We start from the raw sequence: 14,046 nt of genomic DNA on the forward strand, positions 1-14,046 counted from the left end.
GTTTTCATACACGCGGGATGTGCGTGTCGGCTTTGAAACACGTCCGTTGAGCCCGCTTTTGCGACATTGGACCGTTAAGTCCTTTTTAGAACGGTTCTTTCGGGATTGGCACGACGCTTGCTCTTAAGGGGCTGCGGGCGAGGAACTGCCAGATGCTCCGCCCTTTCGAGGAGCAAAAGCCCCGCACCTGAGCTGTTGGCGACGGCGCTCGTTGGGCGTTTCGATCACTGGCGAAAGACTACGCTTCCGGCCGTCTGGCCGGGTGCGACACGTACGGACGACGAAGGAGACTTGCAATGGCATTGCGCCAAATCGCATTCTACGGAAAGGGCGGTATCGGTAAATCGACTACCTCCCAAAACACGCTCGCGGCGCTCGCCGAGATGGGGAACAAGATCCTCATCGTCGGTTGCGATCCGAAAGCTGACTCGACCCGCCTTATCCTCCACGCAAAGGCGCAGGACACCATCCTGAGCCTTGCGGCTGAGCACGGCTCTGTCGAGGATCTCGAACTCGAAGACGTGATGAAGATCGGCTATCGCAACATCAAGTGCACCGAGTCGGGCGGCCCGGAGCCGGGAGTTGGCTGCGCCGGTCGTGGCGTTATCACCGCCATCAACTTCCTCGAAGAGAACGGCGCTTACGACGACGTGGACTACGTCTCCTACGACGTGCTCGGCGACGTGGTGTGCGGCGGCTTCGCGATGCCCATTCGCGAAAACAAGGCGCAGGAAATCTACATCGTCATGTCGGGCGAGATGATGGCCATGTACGCGGCCAACAACATCTCGAAGGGCATTCTGAAGTACGCCAACGCCGGCGGCGTGCGGTTGGGCGGCCTCGTCTGCAACGAGCGCAAGACCGACAAGGAGTTCGAGCTTGCTTCGTCCCTCGCAGAGAAGCTCGGCACCAAGCTCATCCACTTCGTGCCGCGCGACAACATCGTGCAGCACGCCGAACTGCGCCGCATGACCGTGATCGAGTATGCGCCGGACTCCACGCAGGCCGGTCACTATCGCACCCTCGCCACCAAGGTCCATGCGAACGCGGGTAACGGGGCCATCCCGACCCCGATCACCATGGACGAGCTTGAAGACCTGCTCATGGAACACGGCATCCTGGAACAGGTCGACGAGTCGATCGTCGGCAAGACGGCTGCGGAACTCGCGGCGTAACTCTCGGGCCGCAAGGCCCATTCGCTAAGCGTCCCCGTCAGCCCTTGCCAGAGGGCTGACGGCGGTAACGCAAAACCCAGTTTGAAAGGCTAGCGGCATGAGCCTGGGACTCGCAGAAACAGAAGATCTGAAGGCAAGAAACAAGGCACTTGTTGAAGAAGTGCTGAAGGTTTACCCGGACAAGACGGCAAAGCGTCGTGCAAAGCATCTTGGTGTTTACCAGGACGGCAAGCCCGACTGCGGCGTGAAGTCCAACATCAAGTCGATCCCCGGCGTCATGACGATCCGCGGCTGCGCTTACGCAGGCTCGAAGGGCGTGGTCTGGGGTCCGATCAAGGACATGGTTCACATCAGCCACGGCCCGGTGGGCTGCGGTCAATATTCCTGGGGTTCGCGCCGCAACTACTACGTCGGCACGACCGGCATCGACAGCTTCGGCACGATGCAGTTCACCTCGGACTTCCAGGAAAACGACATCGTCTTCGGCGGCGACAAGAAGCTCGCCAAGCTGATGGACGAAGTTCAGGAGCTTTTCCCGCTCAATAAGGGCCTGTCGGTTCAGTCCGAATGTCCGATTGGTCTGATCGGCGACGACATCGAAGCCGTCTCGAAGAAGAAGTCGAAGGAATATGGCGGCAAGCCGATCGTTCCTGTCCGCTGCGAAGGTTTCCGCGGCGTGTCGCAGTCGCTCGGTCACCATATCGCGAACGACGCGGTTCGGGACTGGGTCTTCGACAAGGCGGAAGGCAAGCCGGCGCGTTTCGACGCGACGGAATACGACATCGCCATCCTCGCCGACTACAACATCGGCGGCGACGCCTGGGCCTCGCGCATTCTGCTTGAGGAAATGGGCCTTCGCGTTGTTGCGCAGTGGTCGGGCGACGGCACGATTGCCGAGCTGGAAGCCACGCCCCGCGCGAAGCTGAACGTGCTGCACTGCTACCGTTCGATGAACTATGTGGCGCGCCACATGGAAGAGAAGTACGGGGTGCCGTGGGTCGAATACAACTTCTTTGGCCCGACGAAGATCGTGGAGTCGCTGCGCAAGATCGCCGCTCAGTTCGACGACAAGATCAAGGAAAACGCCGAGAAGGTCATCGCGAAGTACCAGCCGCTCATGGATGCGGTCATCGCGAAGTATCGCCCGCGCCTCGAAGGCAAGAAGGTGATGCTGTACGTCGGCGGCCTTCGTCCTCGCCACGTGATCGGCGCTTACGAAGATCTCGGCATGGAAGTTGTCGGCACGGGCTACGAGTTCGCGCACAACGACGACTACCAGCGTACGACGCACTACATCAAGGACGGCACGCTCGTTTACGACGACGTCACCGCCTACGAGCTTGAGAAGTTCGTCGAAGCGATCAAGCCGGACCTCGTTGGCTCGGGCATCAAGGAAAAGTACGTCTTCCAGAAGATGGGCATTCCCTTCCGCCAGATGCACTCGTGGGACTACTCGGGCCCGTATCACGGCTACGACGGCTTCGCGATCTTCGCTCGCGACATGGACATGGCGATCAACTCGCCGGTCTGGAACCTGACGAAGGCGCCGTTCTAAACCGGAACGATACCGCACACAAACACGCGAAAGCGGTCCGCCCTCCGTTGAGGGCGGAGACCGCGAACGAGAGCGGCTTGCCCGCGAGCTGAAAGTTTCAAGGATCACACAATGGTTCAGAATGCAGAAAACGTCGTTGACCATTTCCAACTATTCCGGGGTCCGGAATACCGGGAAATGTTCAAGAACAAGCGCGACAAGTTTGAAAACGGCACTCCCGAAGAGGAAGTGAATCGCGTCGCCGAATGGACGAAGACGGTTGAATACCAGGAGAAGAACTTCGCTCGCGAAGCTCTGACCGTCAACCCGGCGAAGGCTTGCCAGCCTCTCGGCGCGGTGTTCGCCGCGGTCGGCTTCGAAGGCACGCTTCCCTTCGTCCACGGCTCGCAGGGCTGCGTGGCTTACTATCGCTCGCACTTCTCGCGTCACTTCAAGGAGCCGACTTCCGCGGTTTCCTCATCGATGACGGAAGACGCGGCGGTGTTCGGCGGTCTCACCAACATGGTGGACGGCCTCGCCAACGCCTACAACATGTACAAGCCGAAGATGATCGCGGTTTCCACCACCTGCATGGCGGAAGTCATCGGCGACGACCTGAACGCCTTCATCAAGACCTCGCGCGAGAAGGGTTCGATCCCGCAGGACTACGATGTGACGTTCGCCCATACGCCCGCGTTCGTCGGCAGCCACATCACCGGCTACGACAACACCATGAAGGGCGTGGTCGAATATTTCTGGGGCGGCAAGGCCGGTCTCGCGCCGAAGCTTGAGCGCACCCCGAACAACTCGATCAACTTCTTCGGCGGCTTCGACGGCTACACGGTCGGCAACCTGCGCGAAATCAAGCGCATCTTCGACCTGATCGGCGCCGAGTACACCATCATCGGCGACAACTCCGACGTCTGGGATACCCCGGCCGATGGCGAGTTCCGCATGTATGACGGCGGCACGAAGCTCGAAGACGTCGCCAAGGCTGTGAACGCCAAGGCCACGATCTCGATGCAGGAATTCTCCACGGAGAAGACGCTCGACTACATCAAGACGTGGGGCCAGGAGACGGTTGCGCTCAACCATCCGCTTGGCGTTGCCGGCACCGACAAGTTCCTTCAGGAAGTGTCGCGCCTCACCGGCAAGCCGATCCCGGACGCGCTGAAGAAGGAGCGCGGCCGCCTCGTCGACGCGATCGCGGACAGCCACAACCACATCCACGGCAAGAAGTTCGCGATTTACGGCGATCCGGACCTCTGCCTCGGCCTCGCGGCGTTCCTGCTCGAACTCGGCGCCGAGCCGACCACGATCCTTTCCACCAACGGCGGCAAGACGTGGGAAAAGAAGGTTCGCGAACTCCTCGCTTCCTCGCCCTTCGGCAAGGATTGCGAAGTTTACGCGGGCAAGGATCTCTGGCACCTGCGTTCGCTGCTCTTCACGCGCCCGGTCGATTTCCTCATCGGAAACACCTACGGCAAGTATCTTGAGCGCGACACCGGCACGCCGCTGATCCGCATCGGCTTCCCGATCTTCGACCGCCACCATCTGCACCGTTACCCGGTGTGGGGCTATCAGGGCGCGCTGAATGTTCTCGTCTGGATCCTCGACAAGGTCTTCAGCGAAATGGACGCTCACTCGAACGTGGCTGGCAAGACCGACATCAGCTACGACATCATCCGCTAAAGACAGCGATGGCCCGCGAGAAGCGGGCCATCGTCCCAAGGCGATCCCAGGGAGGCGGCAAGCGGTTTTCCCGTTCGGGGTTGCGCCAGACCAATCGCAGTTCTTCGGCCCGCAGCCCGCGGAGGTTTGTGCATGAGCACAGTGGCGAACAAGATCCAGGACGTTTTCAACGAACCGGGTTGCGAGATCAATCAGGCCAAGGGCGCGAAGGAACGCAAGAAGGGTTGTTCAAAGGCATTGCAGCCCGGCGGAGCCGCCGGCGGTTGCGCCTTCGACGGTGCGAAGATCGCGCTTCAGCCCATTACCGACGTCGCCCACCTCGTGCACGGCCCTATCGCCTGCGAGGGAAATTCCTGGGACAACAGACATTCCTCGTCGTCCGGCTCCAAGCTCTACCGCATGAGCTTCACCACCGACATGAGCGAGCAGGATGTGATTTTCGGCGGCGAAAAGCGCCTCTGGAAATCCATCAAGGAAATCGTCGACAAATACGCTCCGCCCGCCGTCTTCGTCTATCAGACCTGCGTGCCCGCCATGATCGGCGACGACATCGACGCAGTTTGCAAGAAGGCGAGCGAGAAATTCGGCACGCCGTGCATTCCGGTGCAGGCTCCCGGCTTCGTCGGCTCCAAGAGCCTCGGCAACAAGCTCGGCGGCGAGGCGTTGCTCGACCACGTGATCGGCACGCAGGAGCCGGATTACACGACGCCCTACGACATCAATATCATCGGCGAATACAATCTCGTCGGCGAGCTGTGGCAAGTGAAGCCGCTTCTCGACGAACTCGGCATCCGCATCCTCGCCAGCATCTCCGGCGACGCGAAATATCATGAGGTGGCCCGCTCGCACCGCGCCAAGGCTGCGATGATGGTGTGCAGCCGCGCCATGATCAACGTCGCTCGCAAGATGGAAGAGCGCTACGGCATCCCGTTCTTCGAGGGATCGTTCTACGGCATCGGCGACATGAGCGACACGCTCCGTCAGATGGCCGCGCTTCTCGTGAAGCAGGGTGCGCCGGACGACATCATCGCCCGCACCGAGGCCGTGATCGAGCGCGAGGAAAAGAAGGCCTGGGCGGCGATTGCAACCTTCCGCGAGCGCCTTCTCGGCAAGCGCGTTCTCCTCATCACGGGCGGCGTCAAGAGCTGGTCGATGGTCGCCGCGCTTCAGGAAGGCGGCATGGAAATCGCCGGCACGAGCGTCAAGAAGTCCACGAAAGAGGACAAGGACAAGATCAAGGAGATCATGGGCCAGGACGCGCACATGATCGAAGACATGAAGCCGCGCGAAATGTACGCGATGCTGAAGAGTGCGAAAGCCGACATCATGCTGTCTGGCGGACGCTCGCAGTTCGTCGCGCTGAAGGCGAAAATGCCGTGGCTCGACATCAATCAGGAGCGCCACTACGCCTATGCGGGCTATGTCGGCATGGTGGAACTCGTCCGCCAGATCGACAAGGCGCTGTCGAATCCCGTCTGGCAGCAGGTCCGCACCGCCGCGCCGTGGGACGAGGTGAGCTGGGAAGAACGCGCCGACGAGGCGAATGCAGCCGATGCCGCCGCCCTCGCGGCCAACGCCGAGGCGAAGACCAAGGCCGACCGCGCGAAAATCCTCTGCAACTGCAGCGGCGTCGAAACCGGCTTCGTCGAAGACATCATCCGCGCGAACAAGCTGACTCGCGCCGAGGATGTGGCCGGCTATGTGAAGATCGGCACCGGGTGCAAATCCTGCGCGCCGCATCTCGACGCGCTTCTCGAACGCATCAACGGCACCGACGTCGTCCCCGCGAACTCCAACAAGGCTGCGTGAGGACATCATGGCCCGCGTCGAACTCTCGAAGAAAGCGTGTTCGGTCAACCCGCTGAAGATGAGCCAGCCCATCGGCGGCGCGCTCGCCTTTCTCGGCCTCAACAAGTGCATGCCGCTGCTGCACGGCAGCCAGGGCTGCACCTCCTTCGGTCTGGTGCTGTTCGTCCGCCATTTCCGGGAGGCGATTCCGATGCAGACGACCGCCATGAGCGAGGTTTCGACCGTGCTCGGCGGCTTCGAGAATGTGGAACAGGCGATCCTGACGATCGCCAATCGCACCAAACCGGAGGTCATCGGCATCTGCTCGACGGGCGTCACCGAGGTCAAGGGCGACGATGTCGACGGCTTCCTGAAGCTCGTGCGGCAGAACCACCCCGAACTCGACCATATCAAGCTTGTCTACGTTTCGACGCCCGACTTCGAAGGCGCGCTTGAGGATGGCTGGCGCAAGGCCGTCACGCGCATGGTGGAGCAGCTCGTCGACACGCCGCCACCAGGCGCCGCGCGCGAGCCCAACCGCGTGAACATCCTGCCCGGTTCGCATCTGACGCCGGGCGACCTCGATGAGCTGCGCGATATCTGCGAGGCGTTCGGCCTCGAACCCACCTTCCTGCCCGACCTGTCCGGCTCGCTCGACGGCCATATGCCGGAAGACTTCACGCCGACCACGATCGGCGGCGCGAGCGTGAACGACATCGCGGGCATGGGCCGCGCCGCGTTCACCATTGCCATCGGCGAGCAGATGCGCGAGGCCGCCGTCGCGCTCGAAGCGAAGACGGGCGTGCCGTTCCGCGTCTTCGACCGCCTCACCGGGCTGGCGCCGAACGATGCGCTGATGGCGCTTTTGATGAAGATCAGCGGCCGCCCCGCCCCGAACAAGATCAAGCGCCAGCGTTCGCAGTTGCTCGACGCCATGCTCGACGGACATTTCTCCTTCGGCGGCAAGACCATCGCGGTCGGCGCCGAGCCGGACCTGCTCTACGGCATCACGAGCTTCCTGACCGAGATGGGCGCAACCGTCGGCGCGGCGGTCACCTCGACACAGTCGCCGATCCTTCACAAGGTGCCGGTTGAGGAAGTGCTCGTCGGCGACCTTGAGGATTTCGAACACCGCGCGAAGGGCATGGACCTTCTCGTAACCCACAGCCACGGGCGGCAAGCTTCCGAGCGCTTGCGTATCCCGCTGTTCCGCTACGGCCTGCCGACATTCGACCGGCTCGGCGCAGCGCATCGCGTCTCGGTCGGCTATCGCGGCACGCGTTCGCTGATCTTCGATATCGGGAACGTCTTCATGAGCGAACTTCACGAAGCGACGCCCGACACCTGGGCTGATAATTTGGCATCGCACCGCGAGGGTAGCCATGATGATACGCAGACTGCGGCTCATTAATCCCGATGCGAGCGAAGAAAAGACGATCAAGGAAAGGCCGGGCGCTATGAAAGTCGCTTTTGCAACCCAAGACCTGAAGCGCGTGGATTCGCATTTCGGGTGGTCGCCGAACATAGCGGTCTACGAGATTTCCGCCGAGGATTCGAATCTCGTCGAAGTGTTCGTGTTCGAGCCGACCGGGCAGGACGGCAACGACGACAAGCTCGCGCCGAAGATCGAGGCGATCAAGGACTGCGCGATCCTCTACGTCACATCGATCGGCGGCTCCGGTGCCGCGCGCGCGGTACAGGCGGGCCTGCACCCGATCAAGCTCCCCCAGCCGGAACCAATCGAAGATCTCATCGCCAAGCTTCAGACCGTTCTGAAGGGCAACCCGCCCCCATGGCTGCGCAAGGCGCTGCTCAAGGGCAAGGAACGCAAGCTCGATTTCGAAGACGAGGAGGAAGCGGTTCATGGCTGACGCAGAGACGGTCGAAAAGGATCTCACGAAGTCGGTGTTTTTCACCGAACTGGTCAAACAGTGGCGCGCGCAGGACTCCTACGGCGCATGGGACAAGAAGACCGACCTCGAACTGCTTGAGCCGTACATCCTCGACAAGGAAAAGCGCAAGCAGATCCCTATCATGGGCGATCCCGACCCGGAGACGATCTGGCGGCTCGAAATTTTCTATAACGCCGTGGGCCTCTCGATCGAACGTGCAACCGGCATCATGGTCTCGCCGATCATGAAGATGCATCACGAGGGCTTCGGCCGCATGGTGCTGACAGCGGGCCGCCTTGTGGTCGTGAACAAGCACCTGCGCGATGTGCACCGCTTCGGCTTCGACAGCTACGAGAAGCTCGTATCGGATGGCGAGAAGCTGGTCGCGTCCGCCATCGAGATGATCGAGAAGTTCCCCGAAGTGGCGAAGTATTGAGGAGACACGGCATGAGCTCTATCGAGGAGTTGAAAGCGGAGATCAAGAAGCTGTCGCCGAAAGCTACGCAGGCGAAGATGGACCTGCATGACCTTTCGGAAGATCTGCCGACCAACTGGGAAAACATCTTGGACGTGGCGCAAAAGGCGTATGACGCCTATGCGCTCCTTGAGAAGAAGCGCGCGGAGCTGAAGCAGCTCGAAGCGGCGTAAGCGACAATGAGGAAGCGGGCGCGTATCGCCCGCTTCAAGCCGCAAGGCACACATCGGACAGATATGGCGCAAGGCCGGGCGGCAAGCCGGTCCTGCGACTTGTCACGTCCGAAAAAAGATTTAGAGCGCCTCTAATTCCAGTTCCAGTGCAGTGAGTTTTACATCTGATCCGCCGCCGCTGAGGGCGCCGTCATCAAATGCAAGACTGGAAACTGCACTAGAATCAACAGGTTGCCAGTGCTCTCAAGGCGCATAGGTTTGATTGAGAGCGTGCAGCAACGTGGACCAAACGAATGCGCCAGAGCACGAGCAGGCGCGACGCAGACATTTCTAGACTGAAGGAAAAGGGCAGATGGCAAACTTGACACGCGACGGCCGCGAGTGGGAGCCGAACTTTCTCATCGAAATCAATCCTGAAACCTGTATCGGCTGCGGCCGCTGCTTCAAGGTTTGCGACCGCGATGTCATGACGCTGAAAGGCGTAACCGACGAAGGCGAACTCGTCTCGCTCGACGGCGATGATGACGACGACGACGATGAATTCGAGCGCAAGATCATGGTCCTCTCGGATGCCGGCAACTGCATCGGATGCAGCGCATGCCATCGCGTCTGCCCGCGAGCCTGCCAGACCTTCTCCACGACCCCGCCTGCCCTTTGATCCGCGGCCGGGCGGCGGCACGCGTGTCAACCGTCCGGCACATTCTCGCGATCAGGCATGCTCCTTGCATTTATCCGAACAGGCCGCGGCGCGTCATCTTCACGACAAAACCGCAGATCGAAGCGAGGAGTCCTCGCAAAAACGCGGGTAAATCGACGATGTCAGTGCAGAACTCTCCCGAAGGTTTCACCATTTCTTCCGCAAGGAATGTCTATTCCATGCTGATGGAGGCGAAAGCTCCGGGCACCGATGCCTTCGATGCGCATGTGATTGCGTGTATTCTTGCAATTTCCTTTGCCGAGGCGAAAGCGGAGCACATTCCGCTGGTCGATGCCGTCGGCCTCGAAGCAGACCAACTGACCGATCTTGTCGAAACATGCTTCCCGGATGCGCTCGCGTGGCTCAGCCGCGACATTGGTCGGCGTGACATCGCGCGGAGCGCCGATGAAGCCTGTCTCCTCGATCTCCTGAAGAGCGGCGCTGGCAGGCAAACCGTCTTCGCGCACCGCCTCGCCGCGCTCGTGGCCCGCCGCGCGCAGCGCCCGAACCACCTCTGGCAGGATCTCGGCCTTCGCCATCGGGGCGATCTTTCCGAACTGATGAAACGCCATTTCGCGCCGCTCGCCCGCCGCAACAGCCACGACATGAAGTGGAAGAAGTTCCTCTATCGCATGATCTGCGCGGACGCCGCCTTTTCGCTTTGCACCGCGCCGAGCTGCGCGGAGTGCGGCGACTTCGAAACATGCTTCGGCGACGAGACGGGCGAGTCGCTCCTTGCGCGCGGGCGCCGCGCCGCCGATCTGCATGGCAGCCGTTCCGCCGCTTGATTTGGAAGCGGGCACTTACGACTTTAGTCTAAGTGCGTCATGCTCCCGATACGGTTCTCGTGTAGAGTGTGTTCGACGCACATTGCGCTGGACAACTCGAACGGAACGGAAACTCAATGAGAATTGCCTTCTTCAGCGAACATGCTTTCCAGACCCCTTTCCTGATCGAAGCAAATCAGGAGTACGGGCACGAACTCGTGTTCTTCAAGGAGCAGCTCTCGCGTCGCACGGCGCAGCTCGCCGCCGGTTTCCCCGCCGTTTGCCCCTTCGTCACCGACAGGCTTGACGCGGAAACGCTGCAAATCCTTGCGGATGGCGGCACAAGGCTTATCGCGTTGCGCTCGGCGGGCTTCAACAACGTCGATCTCGAAGCGGTGGAAAGGCTCGGGCTCTGCGTCATGCGCGTTCCGGCCTATGCGCCAACCGCCATCGCCGAGCATGCCGTGGCGCTCATGCTCGCCCTCAACCGCCGCATCAACCATGCCTACAACCGCGTGCGCGAGGGCAATTTCTCGCTCGACCATCTCGTCGGCTTCAATATGGAAGGCCGCACGGTCGGCATCGTGGGCACCGGCAAGATCGGCGAGTCGCTCGCGCGCATCATGCACGGTTTCGGCTGCAAGATCCTCGGCTACGACATCTATCAGAACCCGGCTTGCATCGCGCTTGGCATGAAATATGTCGACCTCCCGACATTGCTTTCGGAATCCGACATCGTCTCGTTGCACTGCCCGCTGACGCCTGAAACGAAGCACCTCATCAATGAGGAGACGCTAAAGCTCATGAAGCCGGGCTCCATGCTGATCAACACCGCGCGCGGGGGCCTGGTGAACGCGGAAGCGGTGATCGAGGCGCTGAAGCGCAAAGATGGTCTCGCCTATGTCGGCATGGACGTCTACGAACGCGAGGAGGGGCTGTTCTTCTCGGACCACTCCGGCAGCATCATTCAGGACGACGTGTTCGAGCGGCTGACCACCTTCCGCAACGTGATCGTCACAGGCCATCAGGCGTTCCTCACGCGCGAGGCTCTGTCTGAAATCGCCCACACCACCCTCGGCAACGTGGCCGATTACGAGCGCGGCACGCCGAACCCGAAAAACGTGTTGAGCGCGGGCACGAAAGGCCCTGGCGGCCCTCTGCATCAGAGCCCGCGCGAATAAAGTTGGCGGGCAAGGGCGCGGGTGACGCGCCCTTAACCCCCGATGCGCGGCTGCGAGCGATTGCGGAAGAAAATTGTCAGCGCCATGCCGACGAAGAACCCGCCGATATGCGCCATGTAGGCGACGCCGCCCTGCTCGCCCGATTTGCCGAGTTCGCCCGCGAAGCTGAGAAGTTGCAGCCCGATCCAGAAGCCGATGGCGATGATCGAAGGCACGAGGATGACGCCCGCCTGCGTCAGGAGTCGCACGCGCCCGCCCGGAAACATCATCACATAGGCTCCGAGCACGCCGGCGATGGCGCCCGACGCGCCGAGGTTCGGCACGCTGGAGCCCGGGATCAGAAACGCCTGCGCCGCCATCGCCGCCACGCCGGACAGAAGGTAGAAGATGAGAAACGGCACATGGCCGAAATTGTCTTCGACATTGTCGCCGAAGGTCCAGAGATAGACCATGTTGCCGATCAGGTGCATCCAGCCGCCATGCATGAACATGGAGGTGAGGACGGTAACGCCCTCGGAAAGCGGCGCGGCGAAGAATTCCTTCGGGATGAACGCCCATTGCTTGATGAAAGGCTCGCCCCGGCTCAGTTCGAGGCCGAAAACGGCGATGTTGATCAGGATCAGCGCATAGGTCACGAATGGCGTTGAGGCGTCGCCGGTTTCGTCGTCCCCGATAGGAAAAACCATGACTGTTCACATCTGAAACGCACTATGGCCGCTGCGCCGATCATACACGAATTGCCGGCATGCGAGAATTTGCCGAAGTGTGTTCAGCCGCAGCCGTTTCGGATGACCGGCGCCACAACGCTTCTCCGTTTCGCCATCTCCATGACGGCGTCGGGGAGACACTATTTGCCGCCAAAAGCCGCGAGCGCTGCCTTCAGTTCGGCATGCTCGCCCGCCGCATCGGCCACGGGCACGCCCGCCGCTATCGCGTCCCACGCCTGACGCAGGCTCGCCGCGCCGCCCTTCGGCCCCATCGGATGGCCGAACACGCCGCGACCGGGCACGAAGCCGAAATCCACCGTGCCGAGCTTGCGATACACGCCTTCAAGCGTCGCCGCGCTGTCGCTGCCGCCGGGCACGGGCAGCGCGGGTTTTATCGCACCCATCGGTTCGAGGCAGGCGCGCACGCAGTCGAGCACCTCGCTTTCAGGCATCATCATGCGCGCGCCGAAACCCGGCATGATCACCACGTCGAAGCCCGCGAGCCGCTGCAACCGTGTGAACACGCGGCTGTGCACGCCGTATTGCGGCAGGCGCGCGAAGGCTGCGATGAACGGGAAATGGGCAATCAGCGGCACGCGCGCGTGCTTCCGCAACATGCGCACGCCGGAAAGGCCGACCGGCAGCGCGTTCACGAGCAGCGTGTTCGCCCCGCGCGCGACGGCGAGGTCGTGAAGTTCCACCAGCCGGTCCACCTCGTCGGTGATGTTGGCGAGGTACATCTTCGGCACGCCGGTCTCGCGCTCGGCCCGCTCGCGCGCGGCGCCCAGCAGCGCGGCGCGGTCGGCCAGCGGACACCAGTCGACATCCGCCAGCATCTCGTCGTCCTTGGCGATGTCGAGGCCGCCGAGCCACGCCTGATAGGCGAGTTCCGCGAACGGCTCCGGCGGCAGTCCGATGTTCGGCTTGATGACGCCGAAGAAGATGGGCCGGTCGAAGGCCTGCAATTGCTCGCGAAGACCCGCGATGCCGAATTGCGGGCCCTGAAAGTCCGCGAGGTAGCTCGCCGGAAAGCGGATGTCTTCGAGCCGGATCAACGGGATGCCGGGCGAGAAGAACACGCCCTCGCCGAGCACGGCGGAGACAAGATTCGGGATCTTCGGGCCGAAATTGCCGTGCGGGTGCGCAATGGTGGCGCGGCAGGCGTAGACCTCGCCCTTGGGCGCGTGTTCGATCTGAATGGAGAAGCCGCCGGGGCGAGGCGTCGCGTCGAGCTCCAGCACCTTCGCGGCAAAGCGCGGGCGGAAATCCTCGTCCACCCCGACGCGCCGCCATTGCGCCGTCGATTGCTCGGAGCAGAGATGCGCCGCCGCCTCGCGCGGATCGCCCGCGCATTCAAAGGTGAAGTCGAGTTCGATATAGGCTTCCGCGTCAAGCTCGCCTCGACGGGCGTAAAAGCCCTGAATGTCGTCCGGCGTCACGCCGTCTCTCCCATGAATTGCAGATGGATGGTGCGCTTCTCGCGCGGGCCGTCGAGTTCGACGAAGAAAATGGCTTGCCACTGACCGAAGACGAGCGCGCCATCTGCCACCGGCACCGTCTCCGTCTCCGTCATGAACAGGCCGAGCAGATGAGAATGCGCGTTATCGCGGCCGTCGATCGCGACATCATTGTGACGGTAGTTGCCGTCGCGCGCCACGAACCGCTTGAGGAACGTGATCATGTCGAGCTGAAGCTGAGGCTCGCTCTCGTTCACGTTCACGCGTGCGGTCGTGTGCAGCGACGTGATCGAGACGAGGCCATTCTTCGCGCCGATGGAAGCGACCCATTTGCGGATCTCGTCGGTGATGTCGATGAACTCGATCGGCTCGATCGTGGCGAGTTCGATCCGGTGCGTCAGGATTGTCATGAAGCCTCGCGGGACGGGTGCGCGCGAATGTTAGCCCGCGCGCTCGCGCGAAGCAACGCGCCAGGGGAAGCGGCACGGAACACATCGGGGTGTACGGG

14 protein-coding genes are annotated in these 14,046 nt (G+C 61.9%); 11 read left to right on the forward strand and 3 right to left on the reverse strand.

Features of this window, described 5'->3' with window-relative positions; translation table 11 throughout:
• Positions 1 to 296: 296 nt before the first annotated feature.
• The 11 genes from nifH to EK416_RS08635 all read left to right on the forward strand — a co-directional run bounded on the left by nifH (position 297) and on the right by EK416_RS08635 (position 11,374).
• Positions 297 to 1,175 (forward strand): nitrogenase iron protein, encoded by an 879-nt coding sequence (gene nifH, locus EK416_RS08585; RefSeq protein WP_127077089.1) that lies wholly within the window; start codon positions 297 to 299, stop codon positions 1,173 to 1,175.
• A 97-nt stretch (positions 1,176 to 1,272) separates the two neighbouring features.
• Positions 1,273 to 2,730 carry a nitrogenase molybdenum-iron protein alpha chain gene (gene nifD, locus EK416_RS08590; protein WP_127077090.1) on the forward strand — a complete coding sequence of 486 codons (1,458 nt, stop codon included), beginning with the start codon at positions 1,273 to 1,275 and terminating at the stop codon, positions 2,728 to 2,730.
• 111 nt (positions 2,731 to 2,841) lie between these two features.
• Positions 2,842 to 4,401: a nitrogenase molybdenum-iron protein subunit beta gene (gene nifK, locus EK416_RS08595; protein ID WP_127077091.1), complete on the forward strand. Its 1,560-nt coding sequence runs from the start codon at positions 2,842 to 2,844 to the stop codon at positions 4,399 to 4,401.
• Between the two features lie 132 nt (positions 4,402 to 4,533).
• Positions 4,534 to 6,210, forward strand: a complete 1,677-nt coding sequence (gene nifE / locus EK416_RS08600) for a nitrogenase iron-molybdenum cofactor biosynthesis protein NifE (protein ID WP_127077092.1) — start codon at positions 4,534 to 4,536, stop codon at positions 6,208 to 6,210.
• A 7-nt stretch (positions 6,211 to 6,217) separates the two neighbouring features.
• A complete protein-coding gene (nifN, locus tag EK416_RS08605; protein WP_127077093.1) occupies positions 6,218 to 7,600 on the forward strand; it encodes a nitrogenase iron-molybdenum cofactor biosynthesis protein NifN in 1,383 nt (460 codons plus the stop codon).
• Between the two features lie 46 nt (positions 7,601 to 7,646).
• Positions 7,647 to 8,060: a nitrogen fixation protein NifX gene (nifX, locus tag EK416_RS08610; RefSeq protein ID WP_127077237.1), complete on the forward strand. Its 414-nt coding sequence runs from the start codon at positions 7,647 to 7,649 to the stop codon at positions 8,058 to 8,060.
• Entirely contained in the window at positions 8,053 to 8,517 is a 465-nt protein-coding gene (locus EK416_RS08615) for a NifX-associated nitrogen fixation protein (RefSeq protein ID WP_127077094.1), read from the forward strand. The genes nifX and EK416_RS08615 overlap by 8 nt, the downstream gene beginning before the upstream one ends.
• An 11-nt stretch (positions 8,518 to 8,528) precedes the next feature.
• Positions 8,529 to 8,729 (forward strand): CCE_0567 family metalloprotein, encoded by a 201-nt coding sequence (locus EK416_RS08620; RefSeq protein WP_127077095.1) that lies wholly within the window; start codon positions 8,529 to 8,531, stop codon positions 8,727 to 8,729.
• 352 nt (positions 8,730 to 9,081) lie between these two features.
• A complete protein-coding gene (gene fdxB, locus EK416_RS08625; protein ID WP_127077096.1) occupies positions 9,082 to 9,387 on the forward strand; it encodes a ferredoxin III, nif-specific in 306 nt (101 codons plus the stop codon).
• A gap of 158 nt (positions 9,388 to 9,545) precedes the next feature.
• Entirely contained in the window at positions 9,546 to 10,214 is a 669-nt protein-coding gene (locus EK416_RS08630) for a nitrogen fixation protein NifQ (protein WP_210210989.1), read from the forward strand.
• 116 nt (positions 10,215 to 10,330) lie between these two features.
• Entirely contained in the window at positions 10,331 to 11,374 is a 1,044-nt protein-coding gene (locus EK416_RS08635; protein ID WP_127077097.1) for a 2-hydroxyacid dehydrogenase, read from the forward strand.
• A 32-nt stretch (positions 11,375 to 11,406) separates the two neighbouring features.
• Here the strand turns inward: EK416_RS08635 and EK416_RS08640 are convergent, their stop codons facing one another.
• From EK416_RS08640 to EK416_RS08650, 3 genes are all read right to left on the reverse strand, one after another.
• On the reverse strand, positions 11,407 to 12,060 hold the full coding sequence (locus EK416_RS08640; RefSeq protein ID WP_127077098.1) for a rhomboid family intramembrane serine protease: 654 nt from the start codon (positions 12,058 to 12,060) through the stop codon (positions 11,407 to 11,409).
• Between the two features lie 161 nt (positions 12,061 to 12,221).
• Positions 12,222 to 13,520: a RuBisCO large subunit C-terminal-like domain-containing protein gene (locus EK416_RS08645; RefSeq protein WP_127077099.1), complete on the reverse strand. Its 1,299-nt coding sequence runs from the start codon at positions 13,518 to 13,520 to the stop codon at positions 12,222 to 12,224.
• The gene (locus EK416_RS08650) at positions 13,517 to 13,948 is read right to left on the reverse strand and encodes a secondary thiamine-phosphate synthase enzyme YjbQ (protein ID WP_127077100.1); all 432 of its coding nucleotides are present in this window, start codon (positions 13,946 to 13,948) and stop codon (positions 13,517 to 13,519) included. The genes EK416_RS08645 and EK416_RS08650 overlap by 4 nt, the downstream gene beginning before the upstream one ends.
• Between the last annotated feature and the right edge of the window lie 98 nt (positions 13,949 to 14,046).

This window comes from Rhodomicrobium lacus, from assembly GCF_003992725.1.
Classification (GTDB): domain Bacteria; phylum Pseudomonadota; class Alphaproteobacteria; order Rhizobiales; family Rhodomicrobiaceae; genus Rhodomicrobium; species Rhodomicrobium lacus.

Coding starts and splice junctions, on each gene's coding strand:
- nifX (WP_127077237.1), top strand. CDS start 7,647: ATGAAAGTCGCTTTTGCAACCCAAGACCTGAAGCGCGTGGATTCGCAT.
- EK416_RS08650 (WP_127077100.1), bottom strand. CDS start 13,948: ATGACAATCCTGACGCACCGGATCGAACTCGCCACGATCGAGCCGATC.
- EK416_RS08635 (WP_127077097.1), top strand. CDS start 10,331: ATGAGAATTGCCTTCTTCAGCGAACATGCTTTCCAGACCCCTTTCCTG.
- EK416_RS08615 (WP_127077094.1), top strand. CDS start 8,053: ATGGCTGACGCAGAGACGGTCGAAAAGGATCTCACGAAGTCGGTGTTT.
- nifN (WP_127077093.1), top strand. CDS start 6,218: ATGGCCCGCGTCGAACTCTCGAAGAAAGCGTGTTCGGTCAACCCGCTG.
- EK416_RS08640 (WP_127077098.1), bottom strand. CDS start 12,060: ATGGTTTTTCCTATCGGGGACGACGAAACCGGCGACGCCTCAACGCCA.
- nifD (WP_127077090.1), top strand. CDS start 1,273: ATGAGCCTGGGACTCGCAGAAACAGAAGATCTGAAGGCAAGAAACAAG.
- nifK (WP_127077091.1), top strand. CDS start 2,842: ATGGTTCAGAATGCAGAAAACGTCGTTGACCATTTCCAACTATTCCGG.
- nifH (WP_127077089.1), top strand. CDS start 297: ATGGCATTGCGCCAAATCGCATTCTACGGAAAGGGCGGTATCGGTAAA.
- EK416_RS08630 (WP_210210989.1), top strand. CDS start 9,546: ATGTCAGTGCAGAACTCTCCCGAAGGTTTCACCATTTCTTCCGCAAGG.
- nifE (WP_127077092.1), top strand. CDS start 4,534: ATGAGCACAGTGGCGAACAAGATCCAGGACGTTTTCAACGAACCGGGT.
- fdxB (WP_127077096.1), top strand. CDS start 9,082: ATGGCAAACTTGACACGCGACGGCCGCGAGTGGGAGCCGAACTTTCTC.
- EK416_RS08620 (WP_127077095.1), top strand. CDS start 8,529: ATGAGCTCTATCGAGGAGTTGAAAGCGGAGATCAAGAAGCTGTCGCCG.